This is a genomic window from Stenotrophomonas nitritireducens (assembly GCF_001700965.1).
In the GTDB taxonomy this organism is placed as follows: domain Bacteria; phylum Pseudomonadota; class Gammaproteobacteria; order Xanthomonadales; family Xanthomonadaceae; genus Stenotrophomonas; species Stenotrophomonas nitritireducens_A.
Window position 1 is genome coordinate 4,075,935 of record NZ_CP016756.1, and the last position, 18,591, is coordinate 4,094,525.

At 64.5% G+C, this 18,591-nt stretch carries 12 protein-coding genes; 6 read left to right on the forward strand and 6 right to left on the reverse strand.

The window, feature by feature from the left end; all coding sequences use genetic code 11:
* Nucleotides 1-287: 287 nt before the first annotated feature.
* A complete protein-coding gene (locus tag BCV67_RS17440; protein WP_062171592.1) occupies nucleotides 288-3,506 on the reverse strand; it encodes an Rne/Rng family ribonuclease in 3,219 nt (1,072 codons plus the stop codon).
* 411 nt (nucleotides 3,507-3,917) lie between these two features.
* Between BCV67_RS17440 and BCV67_RS17445 the strand changes: the two genes are divergently transcribed.
* The gene (locus tag BCV67_RS17445) at nucleotides 3,918-4,889 is read left to right on the forward strand and encodes an RluA family pseudouridine synthase (RefSeq protein ID WP_062167975.1); all 972 of its coding nucleotides are present in this window, start codon (nucleotides 3,918-3,920) and stop codon (nucleotides 4,887-4,889) included.
* Between the two features lie 198 nt (nucleotides 4,890-5,087).
* On the opposite strand, the gene zupT is transcribed toward BCV67_RS17445, so the two are convergent.
* Genes zupT through BCV67_RS17460 form a run of 3 tightly spaced genes read right to left on the reverse strand, consistent with a single transcriptional unit; the run spans nucleotide 5,088 to nucleotide 6,683 of the window.
* Entirely contained in the window at nucleotides 5,088-5,897 is an 810-nt protein-coding gene (zupT, locus tag BCV67_RS17450; RefSeq protein ID WP_062167974.1) for a zinc transporter ZupT, read from the reverse strand.
* Nucleotides 5,898-5,917: 20 nt separating this feature from the next.
* A complete protein-coding gene (locus tag BCV67_RS17455; protein ID WP_062167972.1) occupies nucleotides 5,918-6,334 on the reverse strand; it encodes an energy transducer TonB in 417 nt (138 codons plus the stop codon).
* A 1-nt stretch (nucleotide 6,335) separates the two neighbouring features.
* Nucleotides 6,336-6,683 (reverse strand): 4a-hydroxytetrahydrobiopterin dehydratase, encoded by a 348-nt coding sequence (locus tag BCV67_RS17460; RefSeq protein ID WP_062171590.1) that lies wholly within the window; start codon nucleotides 6,681-6,683, stop codon nucleotides 6,336-6,338.
* A gap of 90 nt (nucleotides 6,684-6,773) precedes the next feature.
* Between BCV67_RS17460 and BCV67_RS17465 the strand changes: the two genes are divergently transcribed.
* Together BCV67_RS17465 and BCV67_RS17470 are read left to right on the forward strand one after the other, a co-directional pair.
* The gene (locus tag BCV67_RS17465; RefSeq protein ID WP_062167969.1) at nucleotides 6,774-7,373 is read left to right on the forward strand and encodes an NfuA family Fe-S biogenesis protein; all 600 of its coding nucleotides are present in this window, start codon (nucleotides 6,774-6,776) and stop codon (nucleotides 7,371-7,373) included.
* Between the two features lie 13 nt (nucleotides 7,374-7,386).
* A complete protein-coding gene (locus BCV67_RS17470) occupies nucleotides 7,387-9,192 on the forward strand; it encodes a hypothetical protein (RefSeq protein WP_062167968.1) in 1,806 nt (601 codons plus the stop codon).
* Between the two features lie 234 nt (nucleotides 9,193-9,426).
* Here BCV67_RS17470 and BCV67_RS17475 read toward each other — a convergent pair whose 3' ends face one another.
* Both BCV67_RS17475 and BCV67_RS17480 read right to left on the reverse strand, forming a co-directional pair.
* A complete protein-coding gene (locus BCV67_RS17475) occupies nucleotides 9,427-9,888 on the reverse strand; it encodes a c-type cytochrome (RefSeq protein ID WP_062167965.1) in 462 nt (153 codons plus the stop codon).
* 9 nt (nucleotides 9,889-9,897) lie between these two features.
* On the reverse strand, nucleotides 9,898-10,287 hold the full coding sequence (locus BCV67_RS17480; RefSeq protein WP_062167963.1) for a c-type cytochrome: 390 nt from the start codon (nucleotides 10,285-10,287) through the stop codon (nucleotides 9,898-9,900).
* A 221-nt stretch (nucleotides 10,288-10,508) separates the two neighbouring features.
* Here BCV67_RS17480 and BCV67_RS17485 point away from each other — a divergent pair, with 221 nt between their 5' ends.
* The 3 genes from BCV67_RS17485 to BCV67_RS17495 are packed head-to-tail and all read left to right on the forward strand — an operon-like array spanning nucleotide 10,509 to nucleotide 18,185.
* Entirely contained in the window at nucleotides 10,509-11,645 is a 1,137-nt protein-coding gene (locus tag BCV67_RS17485; RefSeq protein ID WP_062167962.1) for an efflux RND transporter periplasmic adaptor subunit, read from the forward strand.
* On the forward strand, nucleotides 11,642-15,109 hold the full coding sequence (locus tag BCV67_RS17490; protein WP_062167960.1) for an efflux RND transporter permease subunit: 3,468 nt from the start codon (nucleotides 11,642-11,644) through the stop codon (nucleotides 15,107-15,109). Before BCV67_RS17485 ends, BCV67_RS17490 begins: the two co-directional genes overlap by 4 nt.
* 4 nt (nucleotides 15,110-15,113) lie before the next feature.
* Nucleotides 15,114-18,185, forward strand: coding sequence for an efflux RND transporter permease subunit (locus BCV67_RS17495; RefSeq protein WP_062167958.1), 3,072 nt, complete (start codon nucleotides 15,114-15,116; stop codon nucleotides 18,183-18,185).
* Nucleotides 18,186-18,591 lie beyond the last annotated feature (406 nt).

Consider the following 18,591-nt stretch of genomic DNA (forward strand, 5'->3'; position numbering starts at 1 on the left):
CTCTTGTAGGAGCGGCACCAGCCGCGAAGCTGATGGACTGTCAGATGTAGGGGCGACACCAGCCCAGCGGGCACATCGTCAGATGGCAGTGACAGTAAGCGTTTAATTGTCGTCAGCTTCGCGGCTGACGCCGCTCCCACAGAAAGCAAAAAGCAAAAAGCAAAAAGAAAAAAGCAAAAAGAAAAAAGCAAAAAGCAAAAAGCAAAAAGCAGAAAGCAGAAAGCAAAAAGCAGAAAGCAGAAAGCGGCCCGAAGGCCGCTTTCTGTGGTCACGCAGGGAAGGGCTGATCAGACGTTGTGCGGCTGATCGTCCTGCTTCTTCTCTGCTTCTGCTTCCGCCTCTACTGCGGCGACGGTTGACTCGCTCTTGGCGGGCTCGGCCAGTGCAGCGACAGGTGCCGGTACAACCGCTTCGGCAACGGCCTTCTCGGTGCGTTCCTCAGCCACGGCGGCCTGGGCGAACAGCTGCCCATTCTGCGGTGCTGCCGGAGCGGCGGTTTCCGGCTTCGGTGCGCTGACCACAGCCGGAGCCACGCTGACCGGCGCGATGGCGACAGGTGCAGCGATTACGGGCGCACCAGCTGCCGGCGCACTGGCAATCGCTGGAGCGACGACCGTTTCCTTGGCGACGGCTTCGGTAGCTGCAGCCGGGGCATCGGCAACGGGCTCAGCGGCGGCTTGCGCCGGTGCTGCTGCCTGCTCGGCCTTGACCGCCACCTGCTCGACAGGAGCGGCCACCTGTGCCGGTGCCTCGGCGACTACGGCCGGGGTGCTTGCCACTACTGCTGCGGCAGTCGGGGCCGGTACGGTTGCAGCCGGCTTGGTTTCCACCGCGGGAGTGACGGACGGCTTGGTCTCGGCCTGCTTGAATTCAGCCGGCTTCATCTCAGCAGTCTTGGCCTCGACAGGCGCGGAGGGCTTGCTGTCCGCGACGGCAGCCGACGTTGCGGCTGGTGCTGGTTCGTCATCGAACTCGAACTCGGGCTGGCTGCTGGTGGCCTTGGTCGGAGCTTCGGCGACTTCACCATCGGCATCGTCGATGCCGTCGATACCGTCCTCATCACCGCCCAGGTTGTCGCTGCCTGCCGCGCCTTCGCCATTGCCACGACGACGACGACGACCGCCGCGACGACCGCGACGACGACGACCACCGGCTTCGCCGGCAGCCTCTTCGCCTGCGACCGGAACGCCGTTCTCATCGACCACCACGGCCATGGCCGGCTGATCTTCGGCAACGATCACCGGCTTGGCGATCTCGGCGGCCAGGCTGGTTTCCTTGACCACGGCTTCGGTGTTGGCAACGACTTCGTTGGCAACAACGGTGGCTGCGGCGGCTACCGGTGCCACTGCGCGGACGGCTTCCTGCTGCGGCTGCGGCTGACGTGCGGGCTTTTCGGCCTGTGCGTTCTGCTGCGGGGCCTGCTTGTCGGCGTCCTGCTGCGGCTTGGGCTGCTTCGGCTGCTTGGGCTGCTTGGGCTGCTGCTGTTGCTCGTTGTTGCGCTGCTGCTTGGGCTGCTGGGCCTGCTCGCCGCGCTGTTCATTGCGCTGCTGCTTGGGCTGCTGCTGGGCGCCGTTCTGCGCCTGCGGCTGGGCCTGCTGCTGCGGCTTGTCGGTGCCCTGGCGGCGCTCGTCACGACGCTGCTCGTCGCGGCGGTTGCCGTTGGCATTGCCGCCATTGCCACCCTTGCCGCCACGCGCCTGCTGGCCATTACGGCCGTCGCGGCGCTGGTTGCGGTCGTTGCGGCCGCTGTCCTGACGCTGCGGTTGTGCCGGTGCGGCAGTGCTTGCCGGCTCGCCGCCAAAGACGCGCTTGAGCCAGCCCATCACGCCGCCAGCGGCGGGTGCGACAGGTGCGGCAACCGGTGCCGGTGCCGGAGCGACGTCGGCGATCTCGCGTACCGGTGCCGGCTGGCTGTGCTTGACGTGGGTCACGGCCGGTGCCGGCGGAATGTTCAGCTGTGCCTTGGTCAGTGCATGCACCGGCAACTTGCGCGGGGTGCCGCGCTGGTAGCTGGGCTTGTTCGACTCTTCACCCAGCTCGTTGTCGCGCAGGCGCGTGACTTCGTAGTGCGGGGTGTGCAGCTGCTCATCGGCAACGATGACGATCGGGGCGTCGTGGCGCTGCTCGATTTCACGCAGTGCGCTGCGCTTCTCGTTGAGCAGGTAGTTGGCGATCTCGACCGGTGCCTGCACCAGTACCTGTCCGGTGTTTTCCTTCATCGCATGCTCTTCGGCAACGCGGATGATGGACAGCGACAGCGACTCGATGCTGCGCATGCGGCCCTGGCCGTCACAACGCGGGCAGACGATCTGGCTGGATTCGCCCAGGCTCGGACGCAGGCGCTGGCGGCTCATTTCCATCAGGCCAAAGCGCGAGATGCGGCCCAGCTGAACGCGGGCGCGGTCGTACTTCAGCGCATTCTGCAGGCGGTTTTCGACTTCGCGCTGGTGCTTGCTGGAGGACATGTCGATGAAATCGATGACCACCAGGCCGCCCAGGTCGCGCAGACGCAGCTGGCGGGCCACTTCTTCGGCGGCCTCCAGGTTGGTCTGGAACGCGGTGTCCTCGATGTCGCTGCCCTTGGTGGAGCGGGCCGAGTTGACGTCGACGGCAGTCAGCGCCTCGGTCTGGTCAACCACGATCGAGCCGCCGGACGGCAGGCGCACATTACGCTCGTAGATCGCCTCGATCTGCGATTCGATCTGGAAGCGGTTGAACAGCGGGATGTCATCTTTGTAATGCTTGAGCTTGCGCAGGGTCTGCGGCATCACCTGCTGCATGAAGTCGCGTGCAGTCTCGTACAGCTCTTCGGTGTCGACCAGGATCTCGCCGACGTCCGAGCGCAGGTAGTCGCGCAGGGCGCGCACGATCAGGCGCGATTCCTGGTAGATCAGGAACGGGGCCGGCTTGGTCAGTGCGGCTTCGGCGATCGAGCGCCATACCTGCAGCAGGTAGTCCAGATCCCACTGCAGCTCTTCGGCATCGCGGCCGACGCCAGCGGTGCGGATGATCACGCCCATGTCGTCGGGGATGTTGAGCTTGTCCAGCGCTTCCTTCAGGGCGGCGCGGTCTTCACCTTCGATGCGACGGGAAACGCCGCCGGCAGAAGGGGAGTTGGGCATCAGCACCATGTAGCGGCCGGCCAGGGAGATGAAGGTGGTCAGGGCGGCGCCCTTGTTGCCACGTTCTTCCTTGTCGACCTGCACGACGATTTCCTGGCCTTCGCGCAGGAGTTCCTTGATGGTGGCCTTGTTATGGTCCACGCCCGCCTGGAAGTAATCGCGGGAGATTTCCTTCAGCGGCAGAAAGCCGTGGCGGTCCCCGCCGTACTCGACAAAGGCGGCCTCGAGCGACGGCTCCAGGCGGGTGATGCGGCCCTTGTAGATGTTGGACTTCTTCTGTTCCTTCGACGGCTGTTCGATGTCGATGTCGTACAGGTTCTGCCCGTCGACGATGGCCACGCGCAGTTCTTCAGCCTGCGTGGCATTGATCAGCATTCGCTTCATTGTGCGTTCCTCGCGCGCTGCTACCGCGCGGAACGCCATGGGGTTTCGCCTCTGGACACGGTTCGCCGCCCATTCGCGCAGGCGCGGGCAGGGCGGCTTGGGTTTCCAGCGCTACGACACCACGGCAGGCCGCGGGAGCGCTTCTTTCTTGTTTTAGGTGTTTCAGGGCCGGCGGCCGCCCGCGGCCGGAGCCGATGGCGTCGCGCGGGACATGGGTTTCGTCCAGCTCAGATGCTTTTTGAGCATCCGGCGATGGCCGGGGACGCCGACGAGCCGCTAACATGGCCGCCCCGGGGGCGGTGGCCGCGCACTGTGCCGGATTCGTGGGGAGCGGGGCTTCTGGCCCTGACCAACTTCCAACGAAATCAATCCCTTATATCGCCCCCCGAGTGTAGCAGAATAAATAGGCCGATGACTGATTCCGACAAGCCCCAAGCACCGCCTGCCGCCAAGAGCAGCGTGCGCATGATCAAAGTACCCGAAGACAGGGCAGGACAACGGCTGGACAACTTTTTGTTGGGCCAATTGAAGGGTGCGCCACGCAGCCTGGTATACAAACTGGTGCGCAGCGGGCAGGTCCGTGTGAACGGTGGCCGTGCCAAGGCTGACCGCAAGCTGGACGGTGGGGAGGAGGTCCGTATTCCGCCGGTCAATCTCAATGAGATTGGAGACAAGGCGCCGCCTCCGGCAAGTTTCCTGCAGCGCATGGAGGAGGCCATCGTTTTCGAGGATGCCAAGCTGCTGGTGATCAACAAGCCGACCGGTGTGGCCAGCCATGGCGGCAGCGGTATCAGCCACGGTGCGATTGAAACGATGCGCGCGCTGCGGCCGAACATGAACCTGGAGCTGGTGCACCGGCTGGACCGGGATACCTCCGGCCTGCTGATCATCGCCAAGAAGCGTTCGGCCCTGGTCGAGCTGCAGGCCTTGCTGCGTGAAGACCATGGCGGCATCCAGAAGCGTTACCTGACCCTGCTGGCCGGGCGCATGCCCGATGGTGTGATGAGCGTAGATGCACCGTTGCATGTGGGGCTCCGCCAGGGCGGCGAGCGCCATGTGCAGGTGAATGCGATCGGCAAGCCGTCGCTGAGCCATTTCAAGGTGCTGGAGCGCCGCGGCGGCCAGTCCTACTGCGAAGTCCGGATCGAAACCGGCCGCACCCACCAGATCCGCGTGCATGCTCAGCATATTGGTCACCCGGTGGCGGGTGACGACAAATACGGCGATCCTGCAGTCAACAAGCGCTTTCGTGAGCAGATCGGGCTCAAACGCCTGTTCCTGCACGCGGCCTCGCTGGAGTTCGCGCTGGATGGTGGCAAGACACCTTATGTATTGAATGCACCGCTGCCGCCGGATCTGGTGGATGCGATGAACAAGCTTTGAGGGTGTGAAGCAGGGAGTGGGGGATCGCCAGAACGGCGCTTCCCCATTGCCGGGCGGAGTTCTGTAGGAGCGGCGTAAGCCGCGAAGCCACAGATCAGTCAGGACTCGAACATGCTGGTGATTTCAGCGATGTTGGCTTCGCGGCTTACGCCGCTCCTACAAAAAATCCGATTCCGGTGGCCAACCGGGCTCAGCCTGCTACCACTTGAACAGCACCAGGCTGACCGCGATCGTGGCCATGCCGATCACCAGCCCGTAAACGGTCTCATGGCCTTGGGCGTAGCGCTTGGCCGCTGGCAATAGTTCGTCCAGGGCCAGGAACACCATGATGCCGGCGATAAGGCCGAACACCGCGCCGAAGGTGGCCGGGGACAGGGCGTCCGCCAGCAGGAAGTAACCGATGGCGGCGCCGACCGGCTCGGCCAGGCCGGACAGCAGGCTGGCGCCGAAGGCATAGGATTTGCGCCCAGTGGCCAGATACACCGGCACGGCGATGGCGATGCCTTCCGGGATGTTGTGGATGGCGATGGCAAAGGCCAGCGGCAAGCCGACTGAAGGACTTTCCAAGGTGGCGAAGAAGGTCGCCAGGCCTTCCGGGAAATTATGCGCGGTGATGGCGACGGCGCTGAGCATGCCGACCCGGCGGATCTGGGTGTGGCTGTGGTCGTGGAAGGCCGGATCCTGTTTGTCCAGGCTGTCGTGCGGGTTGGGCACCAGGTGGTCGATCAACACCACCAGCAGCACGCCGCCGAGGAACCACAAGGTGCCGTAGGTATAGCCGAGGCGGTCGCCATAGGCCTGGGCGAAGGAGCTGATCGACTTGTTCAGGATCTCCGACAGCGAGACGTAGACCATCGCGCCGCCGGCAAAGGCCAGCCCGAACGCCAGCAGGCGTGGGTTCGGGCGTTTGGAGAACAACACCAGCAGGCTGCCGACGGCGGTGGCCAGGCCGGCAGCAAAGGTCAGGGTGAACGCCAGCCAGAGATTGTCACTGGAGATAGCGTGCATGCGCGCGGGCCGGTGCCGGCTCAGCCGCCGCGGCGCGCGCGCTCTTCAATGGCGAAGCATTCGTTGGGCTTGGGGTCGGGCGGGTTGAAGCTCACCGGCACCTGGATGGTGGTGGGCACCGGCTGGCCGTTGCGGGTGGCCGGGTTGAATTTCCACTCGCGCACGCGGCGTGCGGCCGAGTCGTCCAACTGGCTGTTGCCGCTGCTGGTCACCAGCGATACCTCGGTCGGCGTGCCCTGCGGGCCAACCACCACGCGCAGCACGCTCTTGCCGCCGACGCCGGTGCAGGCCAGTTCGGCCGGGTAATCCGGCGGCGGGGTCTGTACGGCGGCTACTTCGGTCGGGGCGATGGCCGGCGCCGCCGGTTGATCGGCGCCGTTGCAGGCGCTCAACACGGCAGTGGTGCCCAGTGCGGCCAACAGCAGAGGCAGTTTCATGTCATTGCTCCGTTAGTGCGGATGCCTTGGCGGCACAGATGAAGTCGTTTTCGCTCAGACCACCCACGTCATGGGTGGAGAAGCGCACGACAGCACGGTCGTAATGCACGCCCAGGTCAGGATGATGGTCTTCACGATGGGCGATCCAGGCCAGCGCGTTCACGAACGCCATGGTGCCGTGGTAGTTGTCAAAGCGGAATGTACGGGTAAGTGCCTGGCCATTCTCGGCCAGCTCCCAGCCCGGGACCTGCGGCAGCAGTTCGGCCAGCCGGGCCTGGCTGAGGCGGTATTCGCTGCCCCGGCGCGGGCTGCAACGCGCTTGTTGCAGGGGAATCAGATCAGGGGCCATGCAAACCTCCATCAAACAGGTGACTGAACAGTGCCGCCGTTGGAATCACTGTGCCATCGGTGGCGACCAAGACACGGCTAGAATACCCGCATGATCCAGATATCAGATACCGCCCAACGCCATTTCCGCAAGTTGATCGAACGCGAGGCCGTGCCCGGTATGGGCGTGCGTCTGAGCGCGATGGACCCGGGAACCCCGAGCGCCGATGCGCGCCTTGAATTTGCCGACCCGTCCGAGCTGCTGGGCGATGAATGGGCCGTGGATTGCGATGGTTTCACCTTGTATGTGGCTGCTACCAGCGTGGCCTGGCTGGACGGTGCGGAGATCGACTATGTCACCCAGGCTGCAGGTACCCAGCAGCTGACCATCAAGGCACCCAAGATCAAGGGCGAAGCGCCCGGTGACGCAGCGTCCATCGTCGAGCGTGTGCGTTGGGTGATTGAAAACGAAATCAATCCGCAGCTGGCGTCCCATGGTGGTCGCGTCGCGGTGCAGGAAGTGTCGGCTGATGGCGTGGTGTTGTTGCGTTTCGGCGGCGGCTGCCACGGTTGTGGCATGGCCGATGTGACCTTGAAACAGGGGATCGAAAAAACCTTGATGGGCCGGGTGCCGGGCATTACCGCCGTGCGTGACGCCACCGACCACGAAACCGGTCAGGCGCCGTATATTCCGCGCGACAGCGCGGGCTGAGCCGCTGACACGGATGTCGGTGACATCGGTTACCGAGCTGATCAATCTGCTGGCCTCGCGCCGGCAGACCAGCATTCTGCATGATCGCCGCACCGGCATGCCGTACAGCTGGAGCAACTGGCTGCGCACGCGCATGTCCAAGGGCTTGTCGGCATTTGTAGATGGTGATGTGGGCGACGCAATTGCAGCGCGCCCGCCGCGTCCGCGTGCCGCGCCTGCGGCCGCACGGCCACTGTGGTGGATCATCGTGTCGCTGTTCTGGAACGGCGGCGAGCCGCCGCCGCGCGATCAGCGTGGTCTGCGTTGGTTTGCCGGTTTCTTCAGTGCCGGCCTGCATGTCCTGTTTGCGCTGTTGCTGCTGTGGGTTGCGCTGGTGCGCAGCAATGTGCCCGAACAGAACGCCGAAGAAGGCGAACGCGTGCAGGTGGAATTCCTGGGTGACGGTACCGCGCAGGAGGAAGGTGGCGGAGCGCCTGCTGCCGGTGGCGCCGCCGATACTGCAGACGCAACGCAGGCTGCTGCCGCCGCGCAATCCGCAGCTGCACCTTCCGCCGCCGCTGCGCAGGCCGCCCCGGCCGAACAGCCTGCGGAACAGCAGGCTGCGGCCGCCGCCCCGGCAGATGTCGCCGCGGCACCGCCGCCGCTGGAGTCGCCGACCCCGCAGCCCGCGCCGCCGGTCGAGCAGCCCTTGCAGGTGACCGAGACAAACCGGCCCACCACCGATTTCGTGGTGCCGCCGGTGGCGGTGGTAACGCCGACGCTGCGTGGCAAAGAGCCGCAGGTGCGTGAGCGTACGGTTGAAACCGCGGTTGATCGTCCGCAGCCGACGCAAGCGCTGCGCCCAGCTGCCGAGGTCGCGGTCCAGCTGCGCCAGCCGCAGGTGCAGGTGCGTGAGCGGCAGATCGAAATCGCCGAGCAGCAGCCGGTCACGCTTGCGCAGCCGCGTGTCCGAGAGGCGCAGGTGCAGCTGCGTACGCCGCAGATGGGTGTGCGTGAGCGTCCGATTGAAACCGCACCGCAGGAATCGGTTGCGATGCCCACCTTGCCAACCCGTACCGCCGAGGTGCAGGTGAAGACGCCGGCCATGTCGGTGCGCGAGCGCGCGGTGCCGGGCGTGGCGGACAAGCCCGCTTCGGCGCCGAACGCGGCCGCAGCGGCAGGCGCGCAGGCGCCCGCCAGCAAGCCGCAGCCCAGTGCTTCTGCAACTGCGGCGGCCAGCCCATCAGGCAATGCCGGGCAGGCGGCAACCGCCAATCCCAGCCCGCGTGCAGGAACCAGCGCGGGCGCCGGCCCCAAGCCGCAGGATCGCAGTGGTGGCTGGGCAGCGCCGACGCGCGGCGATGACTGGGGCGCATCGCAGCGACAGGTAGCGGGCAGTGCAGGTGGGCAGGCCGACAAGGGAACCGGCCTGTTCAATGCCGATGGCAGCGTGCGATTGGGCGGCAACGAAGGGCAGGGGCAGGACACCGCCAAGCGTGGTGCACCGGGCGGTGATGCCGATACCTGGAGCAAGGAGCGCATCGCCGAGTCCGGCACCTGGCTGAAGCGGCCGCCGTACGACTACACGCCAACTTCGTTCGACAAATACTGGGCGCCCAACGAATCGCTGCTGGCCGAATGGGTGCGCAAGGGCATCAAGAGCGTGGAGATTCCCATCCCCGGCTCCAGCAGCAAGATTTCCTGCGTGGTGTCGATGTTGCAGTTCGGCGGCGGCTGCGGCCTGACCAACCCGAACATGCAGGAACAGCCGGCAGAGGCGCGACCACCGCCGGATATCCCGTTCAAGAAAGAGCTGCAGGAAGACAACGGCAGCCGTTGACTGGTTTGCAGTGCGCCGGTTGTTGCGTTGCCTCTTGTAGGAGCGGCGTAAGCCGCGAAGCAGGTGCCGGATCAGGTGCTACATATGCTTGAGTTTCGGCAATATAAGCTTCGCGGCTGACGCCGCTCCCACAAACAATGGGGGGCCGCCGCACCGCCTGGTAGCTGATCAATCAAAACAAAGCCGCCCAAGGGCGGCTTTGTTGGTTCAAGCGCGGTGCTGCGGCAACTACGGTCAGTCGACGCCGTGCAGATCGCGCAGCTGGCTGGGACGCGAACCGAAGTAGGCGGCCAGGTCGGCGATGTCCTGGTCGCTGAGCTTCTGCGCCTGTGGGGTCATCAGCATGTGATCGCGGTTGCTGGCGCGGTAGGCCTGCAGTGCATGGGCAAGATAGTCGCCGTATTGGCCGCCGAGCTTGGGGTAGGTCGGGTCGATCGGGTTGTTGCCATCGGCGCCGTGGCAGTCGATGCAGCTTTGCCCGGTGGCCTTGCCCTTGGCAGCGGCCAGCTGCTCGCCGGCAGCGACGCGGCCGGCGGGAAGGCCGGCGGACGAGCTGGATCCGTGCTCACCGCTGGCGTGGCCCGGGTCGGCAGCGGATTTGTCGCTGGACTCCACCTCCGACTGGGTGCAGGCCGCCAGACCCAAGGCGCCGAGCAGGGCGATGGACAAACGCAGGGTGTGCGTGGCTTTCGTCATGGTCGGCGCTTATTTGAGGGTGGACAGATAGGCGGAGAGATCAGCGATGTCCTGCTGGCTGAAACTCATCGATTGCGCCTGCATCGTTGGATGCTTGCGCTTGCCTTCGCGGTATTCGGTCAGCGCCTGGGTCAGGTACTGCGCCGACTGCCCGCCGATCTTCGGCACGCGATAGCTGGGGTAGGCGTTCTTGTAGCCGGTGATGCCGTGGCAGCCCTGGCAGGTATACGCCAGGGTCCGGCCGGTGGTGGCATTGCCGCTGCTCGGGGTTGCCGGAGTGGCAGCCGGGGCAGGGGCGGGGGCGACGGCGGGTGCAGCAGACTGCGGATCAGCTTGGGCGGCCCCGAAAGTCAGGGCAAAAGCCAGAGCGAAACAAGCGGCAAGCGGTTGCGGGCGCATGGTTTCCTTGTCCGGTGAGCGGGTCTGGGGTTCCGCCGTGGGATACGGAACGGCCCGAGTATAGCCCGCGTATTTACCTGTTCGGAACAGAAAACTGGATGCTGCAATGCGGTAGATGCTGTCGGTTACAGGTACCCATGACTTTCGGGGCATGGTGTAGGCGTGGGGTGGTGCAATACTTTGCTACAACACCTGCCTACGCATCCCCTAGGGACAAGACGATGTCGCGACTTTTCACTCTGCACGCCCGCACCGGAAGCTGCGCTGCTGCACTTCTGATCACCACTTCGCTGTTGCTGGGCGGCTGCAAGGCCGGCGGCGAAGAGGCCAAGGCCAAGACCCCGGAGGAGCAGAAAGCCAGTGACGCGGTGCCGGTGGAAGTGGCCAAGGCCGAACGCCGTGGCATCGCCGCCAGTTACGCAGGCACTGCCGCATTGGAGCCCCGGGCCGAGTCGCAGGTGGTTGCCAAGACCTCCGGTGTGGCCCTGGCCGTGCTGGTCGAGGAAGGCCAGTTCGTGCGTGCCGGGCAGCCGCTGGTGCGTTTGGACCCGGACCGCGCCCGGCTGAACGTTGCGCAGAGCGAGGCGCAGATGCGCAAGCTGGAAAACAGCTACCACCGTGCCGAGAAACTGGTGCAGCAGCAGCTGGTCAGCGCCGCCGATGTGGATCAGCTGCGCTACGACCTGGAGAACGCGCGGGCGATGTACCGCATGGCGACGCTGGAGTTGTCCTACACCACAGTGGTTGCACCGATCTCCGGCGTGATCGCCTCGCGTGACATCAAGCCGGGCAACTTCGTGCAGATCAACTCGCCGATCATCCGCATCGTCGACAGCGGCCAGCTCGAGGCCACGCTCAATGTGCCCGAGCGCGAAATCGCCAAGCTCAAGCCGGGCCAGGCGGTGTCGCTGCAGGTCGATGCGCTGCCGGGCAAGCCCTTCACCGGCACCGTGGACCGCGTTGCACCGGTGGTGGACAACGGTACCGGCACCTTCCGCGTGGTGACTACCTTTACCGGCGAAGACGCGTTGCAGGCCGGCATGTTCGGCCGCCTGAGCATCAATTACGACCAGCGCGCCGACGCGCTGGTGGTGCCGCGCAGCGCGTTGCTGGAAGACGGCGGCAAGCCGGCGGTGTATGTGGTGCGCGATGGCAAGGCGATGCGCACCGAACTGGCCTTGGGTTACGACGATGCCGGCTGGATCGAAGTACGCAATGGCCTGCAGCAGGGCGATGAAGTGGTGATTGCCGGCAAGGCCGCGCTGCGCGAAGGCAGTGCCGTGCAGGTGATCGGCAAGGACAAGGACAAGGCGGTGGCAGCGAAGGCACCGGCAGCTGCACAGGCGTCCAAGCAATGAGTGGCCACGGACCGTCGGCTTCCGGCGGTGGCTTCGACCTGATCGAATTTGCCACCCGCCGCCGCGTCACCATCGCGATGATGACGCTGACCCTGGTGTTGTTCGGCCTGATCTCGCTGTCTAGCTTGAAGGTCGAACTGCTGCCGGACCTGAGCTATCCCACCTTGACCGTGCGCACCGATTACGAAGGTGCTGCGCCGGCCGAGGTGGAAACCCTCATTTCGCAGCCGGCCGAAGAAGCGCTGGGCATCGTCAAGGGCCTGCGCAAGCTGAAGTCGATCTCGCGCACCGGGCAGAGCGACGTGGTGCTGGAGTTCGCCTGGGGCACCGACATGCAGCAGGCCGGGCTGGACGTGCGCGACAAGATGGAAACCCTGCAGCTGCCACTGGAGGCCAAGCCGCCAGTGCTGCTGCGCTTCAATCCGTCGACGCAGCCGATCATGCGGCTGGCGCTGTCATCCAAGCAGGAAGCCGGCAATGAAGCTGACGCGGTGCGGCGCCTGATGGAGCTGCGCCGTTATGCCGACGAAGACCTCAAGCGCAAGCTCGAGCCGGTCACCGGCGTGGCTGCGGTCAAGGTCGGCGGTGGTCTGGAAGATGAAATCCAGGTCGATATCGACCAGCGCAAGCTGGCCGCGCTGGGGCTGTCGCTGGACACGGTGATCCAGCGCCTGCAGCAGGAAAACGTGAACCTGTCGGGCGGGCGTCTGGAAGAAGGGTCGCAGCGCTACCTGGTGCGCACCGTCAACCAGTTCGCCACCGTTGAACAGATGCGCGAGATGCTGCTGACCACGGTCAGCGGTTCCAGTACCGCCAGCTCGGCGGGTGAAAACCGGCAGCTGATGTCGGCCATCCTCGGCAGCAGCGATCCGAACGTGATCGCGGCGATGCGCAGCGATGGCAGCAGCAGTGCGCCCAGCGTGCGGCTGAAGGATGTGGCCGAAGTCCGCCAGGGCTACAAGGAACGTGAAGCGGTGATCCGCAGCGGCGGCCATGAAGCCGTCGAGCTCGCCGTCTACAAGGAAGGCGATGCCAATACCGTTTCCACCGCCGATGCGCTGGAAGCAAAGCTGGAGCAGATCCGCAAGGAAATGCCCAAGGACATCGAGATGACGATGGTGGAAGACCAGTCGGTCTTCATCCGCCACGCCATCAAGGACGTCAAGGTTGATGCGGTGATCGGCGGCCTGCTGTCGATCCTGATCATCTTCCTGTTCCTGCGCGATGGCTGGAGCACCTTCGTGATCTCGCTGTCGCTGCCCATCTCGATCATCGCCACGTTCTTCTTCATGGGCCAGCTGGGCCTGAGCTTGAACGTGATGTCGCTGGGCGGCCTGGCCTTGGCCACCGGCCTGGTGGTGGATGACTCGATTGTGGTGCTGGAATCCATTGCCAAGGCGCGTGAGCGCGGCATGGGCATTTTGGAAGCGGCGATCAAGGGCACCCGCGAAGTGTTCATGGCGGTGGTTGCGTCCACCTTGACCACGATCGCGGTGTTTTTGCCGCTGGTCTTCGTCGATGGTATCGCCGGCCAGTTGTTCCGTGACCAGGCGCTGACCGTGTCGATCGCGATTGCAGTGTCGCTGGTGGTGTCGATGACGCTGATCCCGATGCTGAGCGCCTTGAAGGGCCGCCCGCCGTTGGAATTCCCGGCCGAGGACCCGCGCCAGCCGTGGCGTCCCGAGAGCCGCTGGAAGAAGCCGGCCGCCTATGCTGGCCGTGGCATCGGCGCGATGTTCCGCTATGGCTTCTACTTCCTTGCGTGGACAGTGGTGCGGATCTTCCGTGGCATTGCCGCGGTGGTCGGCCCGGTGATGCGCAAGGCCAGTGACCTGGCGATGGCACCGTATGGCCGCGCCGAAGCCAGCTATCTGCGCGCGCTGCCGGCTGCGTTGAAGCGCCCCTGGCCGGTGCTCGGTTTCGCAACGCTGGCGTTTGCATTGACCCTGGCCGCGTTGCCGTTGCTCGGCGTGGACCTGCTGCCGCAGCTGGCCCAGGACCGCTTCGAGATGACCGCCAAGCTGCCGCCGGGTACGCCGTTGGCGCAGACCGATGCACTGGTGCGTGAAGTGCAGCGCAAGCATGCCAATGAAGACGGCGTGCGCCTGCTGTACGGCGTGTCCGGTACCGGTACGCGGCTGGATGCCAGCCCGACCGAGAGCGGCGAGAACATCGGCAAGCTGTCGGTGGTGATGAATGACACCAAGCGCGAGCCGGAACTGACCGAGAAGCTGCGCGAGACCATGAAGGCCTGGCCGTCGGCACAGGTGGACTTCGCCCGCCCGGAACTGTTCGCACTGTCGCCGCCGCTGGAAATCGAGATCGAGGGCAACAACCTCGACGATATCCGCGTCGCCGGCAATCGCCTGGCCGGCATGCTGCGCGAAAGCCCGCACTATGCCGACGTCAAGTCGACGGTGGAGCAGGGCTTCCCGGAAATCCAGGTGGTGTTCGACCAGGACCGCGCTGCGGCGCTGGGCCTGACCACGCGGCAGATCGCCGATGCGGTGGTCAACAAGGTCAAGGGTAATGTAGCCACGCGTTACAGCTTCCGTGATCGCAAGATCGACGTGCTGGTGCGGGTGCAGGAATCGGAGCGTTCCTCGGTGGACGATATCCGCCGCCTGATCGTCAACCCGACCGGTGCCAAGGCGATCGAACTGGCTTCGGTGGCCGATGTCATCGCCACTACCGGCCCGAGCGAAATCCATCGCGCCGATCAGCGCCGTGTGGCCATCGTCTCGGCCAACCTGCGCGACATCGACCTGGGCAAGGCCATCACCGAAGTGCAGGACATGGTTGCCAAGAACCCGTTGGGCACCGACGTCGGTATGCATATCGGTGGCCAGGGCCAGGAGCTGGGCGAGTCGATCCGCTCGCTGCTGTTCGCCTTTGCGCTGGCGGTATTCCTGGTCTACCTGGTGATGGCATCGCAGTTCGAATCGCTGCTGCACCCCTTCGTCATCCTGTTCACCATTCCGCTGGCGCTGGTGGGCGCGGTGGCGGCCCTGCTGCTGGCCCGTTCGCCGGTATCGGTGGTGGTGTTCATCGGTCTGATTCTATTGGTCGGGTTGGTGGTGAAGAACGCCATCATCCTGATCGACAAGGTCAACCAGCTGCGCGAGGAAGGTGTGCCCAAGCGCGAGGCGCTGGTGGAAGGTGCGCGTTCGCGTCTGCGCCCAATCATGATGACCACTTTGTGCGCGGTGTTCGGCTTCCTGCCGCTGGCCCTGGCGTTCGGCGAAGGTGCCGAAGTGCGCTCGCCGATGGCGATCACCGTGATCGGTGGCCTGCTGGTGTCGACCATGCTGACCCTGCTGGTGATCCCGGTGGTGTACGACCTGCTGGACCGCAAGCCTGACGAGTACTACGCCGAGCGTGGCCGCCGTGCCCGCCAGGCGATGGCCCAGGCCGAGCAGGTGTTGAGTCATGAGCAGGACCCCATCGGCGGCATCAAGGACTGATCGGATGAATATCACCGAACTCTCCATTCGCCGCCCCGTCACCACCATCATGCTGTTTGTATCGATGGTGGTGATCGGCCTGATCGCCGCGTTCAAGCTGCCGCTGGAGGCGGAACCGGAAGCATCCATCCCGTTCTTCTTCATCGCCTTGCCGTATCCGGGTTCCACCCCGGAGGAAGTGGAACGCAACCTGCTGCGACCGGTGGAAGAAGCCATCGCCACGATGCCCGGCATCAAGACGATGAACTCGCGCGCCAATGCCGAAGGCGGCCAGATCCAGGTCGAATTCAGTGATTGGGACCGCGATATCGCGATGGCCGCGTCCGAAGCGCGCGAGCGTATCGATGCGGTGCGTGACGAGCTGCCCGACGACTTCCGCCGCTATTTCGTGCAGCGCTGGAGTACCAGTGACCAGGAAGCGATCAGCCTGCGCCTGAACAGCCAGGAAGATCTGACCGCGCGCGCTGACATGATCGAGCGCACCATCAAGCAGCGGCTGGAACGGCTGCCGGGTGTGGCCCGCGTGGAAGTGGAAGGTGTGGCCAAGCAGGAAGTGCTGATCGCCCTGGACAAGGACCGCATCAGTGCCCATGGCGTGGCGCTCAACGAGCTGGTGCAGAAACTGCAGGCGGCGAACTTTGCGGTGTCGGCGGGGCAGATCACCGAGGATGGCCGACGCCTGCGGGTGCAGCCCAAGGGCGAGTTGCTGGAAGTGCAGGAGTTGCGCGACCTTCCGGTCAACAACCGCGGCACGCGCTTGTCGGATATCGCCGAGGTCAGCCTGCAGCCGCAGCGCATGAGTTATGTGCGCAAGATGGAAGGCAAGCCCAGCGTCGGCGTGGATATCTACAAGGAACGCTCGGCCAACCTGGTTGATCTTTCGCACGCGGTAGGCGATGAGGTGGCACTGCTGGCCGCCGATCCGGCCATGCGCGGCATCGACATCGAAGTGGCCTACGACTCCGGTGCGGCGGTGACCAGCTCGTTGCTGGCGTTGGCCGAAGCCGGTGCGATCGGCCTGCTGCTGTCGGTGATCGTGCTGTACGCTTTTCTGCGGCATTGGCCGTCGACACTGATGGTGTCGATGGCGATCCCGATCTGTTTCATCATGACCTTGGGCTTCATGTACTTCACCGGCATCAGCCTGAACATCATTTCGATGATGGGCTTGTTGCTGGCGGTCGGCATGCTGGTGGACAACGCCGTGGTGGTGGTGGAGAGCATCTACCAGGAGCGCGAGAAGTACCCCGGCCAGCCGGAGATGGCATCCATCATCGGTACCCGCCATGTGGCGATCGCGCTGTCTGCCGGTACCTTGTGCCACTGCGTGGTGTTCCTGCCGATGATGTTCGGCGAGAAGAACATCATCACCATCTACCTGACCCAGCTGGCGCTGACCATTTCGTTCTCCTTGCTGGCCTCCTGGCTGGTGGCGGTGAGCCTGATCCCGATGCTGTCAGCACGGATGAAGACCCCGCCGGCCTTGAAGTCACCGTTGATCAGCCGTTTGCAGGAGCGCTACGCGCGGATCCTGCGCTGGACCCTGCAGCACCGTGGCTGGAGCGTGGCCGGCATCGTGCTGGTGTCGGTGCTCAGCCTGTGGCCGATGACCCACACCACCGGCGGCGGTGATGACAACGACCCGGATGAGATCAACATCTTCTACCAGTGGAAAGGCTCCTATTCCAAGGAAGAGATGGGCAAGGAAGTGCAGCGGGTGGAGGATTTCGTCAACGCCCACCGCGATGAGTTCAAGATCAAGCGCGTCTACAGCCGCTTCGCCGAGCAGGGCTGGGCGCAGACCCGCCTGTACCTGAGCATCGACGACCGCGAGCAGAGCAAGAAGATCGAGGAGGAGGTGCGCAAAGGCTTGCCGCAGTCAGCGCGCGCGAAGATCGGCATTGGCTGGCCCGGAGGCATGGGCAGTGACGGGCAGGGCCTGCGTTTCAGCCTGGTCGGCGATTCCAGCCAGACCCTGCGTGAGCTGGCCGACGACATCGTGCCCATTCTTGCCCGTGACCCCAAGCTGCGTGATGTGCGCGTGGACGTGGGCGATGCCAACGCCGAGCTGGCGGTGCGGGTGAACCGTGAGCGTGCTGCGTCCTACGGTTTCAGCGCCCAGCAGGTGGCCCAGTTCGTGGGCATGGCCCTGCGCGGTTCCTCGCTACGTGATTTCCACCGCGATGACGTGGAGATTCCGGTCAACGTGCGTTTTGCCGGCTCGGAAAACTACGGTATCGAGGACCTGTCGTCCTTCATGGTGCGCAATGCCAGCGGCAAGGAAATCCCGCTGCTGGCGATGGTTGATGTCAACGTCAATCCGGCGGCCAACTCGATCCAGCGCCTGAACCGTCAGACCATGCTGCGTATCGAAGCCGGCCTGGCCAAGGATGTGCCGATGGACCAGGCGCGCAAATCGGTGGAGGAGACGCTGGATAGGGTCCAGTTCCCGCCGGGCTATGGCTATACCTTCAACGGCGCCGGTTTCAACATCAACTTCGATGGCATGGATCAGATGAAGAACGCGATTCTGATCGCGCTGATCCTGATGATCGTGATCATGGCCGCGGTGTTTGAATCGCTGTTGTTCCCGGCCGCGATCATGTCCTGCGTGCTGTTCTCCATCTACGGCGTGTACTGGCTGTTCTGGCTGACCGGCACCGAGATGAACATCATGGCGGTGATCGGCATCCTGGTGCTGATGGGCGTGGTGGTGAACAACGGCATTGTGATGATCGAGCACATCAACAACCTGCGCCGACGCGGGGTATCGCGCACGGAGGCCTTGATCGAGGGCAGCCGTGAGCGTCTGCGACCGATCATGATGACGATGGGCACGGCGATTCTGGCGATGGTGCCGATTGCCCTGAACACGACCACGGCCGATGGCATGCCGCCGTACTACCCGATGGCACGCGCGATTGCCGGTGGCCTGGCGTTCTCGACGGTGGTCAGCCTGCTGTTCCTGCCGACCATCTATGCGCTGCTGGACGATCTGCGTACCGGTACCGCGCGGTTGACGCGGCGTGCCCGTGGCCTGCCGCCGGTGGAGCAGGGGGTTGCTGCGGAAGGCTGATGGGTAGGCTGATGCAGCTGCGATAGGGAAGCAACTGCATCAGCCAAAGCAAAAGCAAAAGCAAAAGCTCCCCTCACCCCTACCCCTCTCCCGCACGCGGGAGAGGGGACAGCCGAAGCAAAAGCCAAAGCAAAAGCCGAAGCAAAAGCCGAAGCAAAAGCCGAAGCAAAAGCCTGTTTTTTTGCGGAGGTAAGCCGAGGTGCCGCTGCAGACGCAGAAGAGTGAAAGCTAAAGCTGGGAAGGCCAAGCACACGGCCAAGCACAAGCCTGGAGTCTTTTTGCGGCCGTAAGCCGAGGTGGCGCAGTAGACGCAGAGGAGTGAGAGCTAATCCCCTCTCCCGCGTGCGGGAGAGGGGTAGGGGTGAGGGCAGCTTTTAAGCCTCTAAAGCTTCCAAAGCCTCAAATC

What these genes read in the sequence shown, in the direction of transcription:
- BCV67_RS17445 (WP_062167975.1), top strand. Translation starts at nt 3,918, where the DNA reads ATGACTGATTCCGACAAGCCCCAAGCACCGCCTGCCGCCAAGAGCAGC.
- BCV67_RS17485 (WP_062167962.1), top strand. Translation starts at nt 10,509, where the DNA reads ATGTCGCGACTTTTCACTCTGCACGCCCGCACCGGAAGCTGCGCTGCT.
- BCV67_RS17475 (WP_062167965.1), bottom strand. Translation starts at nt 9,888, where the DNA reads ATGACGAAAGCCACGCACACCCTGCGTTTGTCCATCGCCCTGCTCGGC.
- BCV67_RS17495 (WP_062167958.1), top strand. Translation starts at nt 15,114, where the DNA reads ATGAATATCACCGAACTCTCCATTCGCCGCCCCGTCACCACCATCATG.
- BCV67_RS17440 (WP_062171592.1), bottom strand. Translation starts at nt 3,506, where the DNA reads ATGAAGCGAATGCTGATCAATGCCACGCAGGCTGAAGAACTGCGCGTG.
- BCV67_RS17460 (WP_062171590.1), bottom strand. Translation starts at nt 6,683, where the DNA reads ATGGCCCCTGATCTGATTCCCCTGCAACAAGCGCGTTGCAGCCCGCGC.
- BCV67_RS17480 (WP_062167963.1), bottom strand. Translation starts at nt 10,287, where the DNA reads ATGCGCCCGCAACCGCTTGCCGCTTGTTTCGCTCTGGCTTTTGCCCTG.
- zupT (WP_062167974.1), bottom strand. Translation starts at nt 5,897, where the DNA reads ATGCACGCTATCTCCAGTGACAATCTCTGGCTGGCGTTCACCCTGACC.
- BCV67_RS17455 (WP_062167972.1), bottom strand. Translation starts at nt 6,334, where the DNA reads ATGAAACTGCCTCTGCTGTTGGCCGCACTGGGCACCACTGCCGTGTTG.
- BCV67_RS17470 (WP_062167968.1), top strand. Translation starts at nt 7,387, where the DNA reads ATGTCGGTGACATCGGTTACCGAGCTGATCAATCTGCTGGCCTCGCGC.
- BCV67_RS17490 (WP_062167960.1), top strand. Translation starts at nt 11,642, where the DNA reads ATGAGTGGCCACGGACCGTCGGCTTCCGGCGGTGGCTTCGACCTGATC.
- BCV67_RS17465 (WP_062167969.1), top strand. Translation starts at nt 6,774, where the DNA reads ATGATCCAGATATCAGATACCGCCCAACGCCATTTCCGCAAGTTGATC.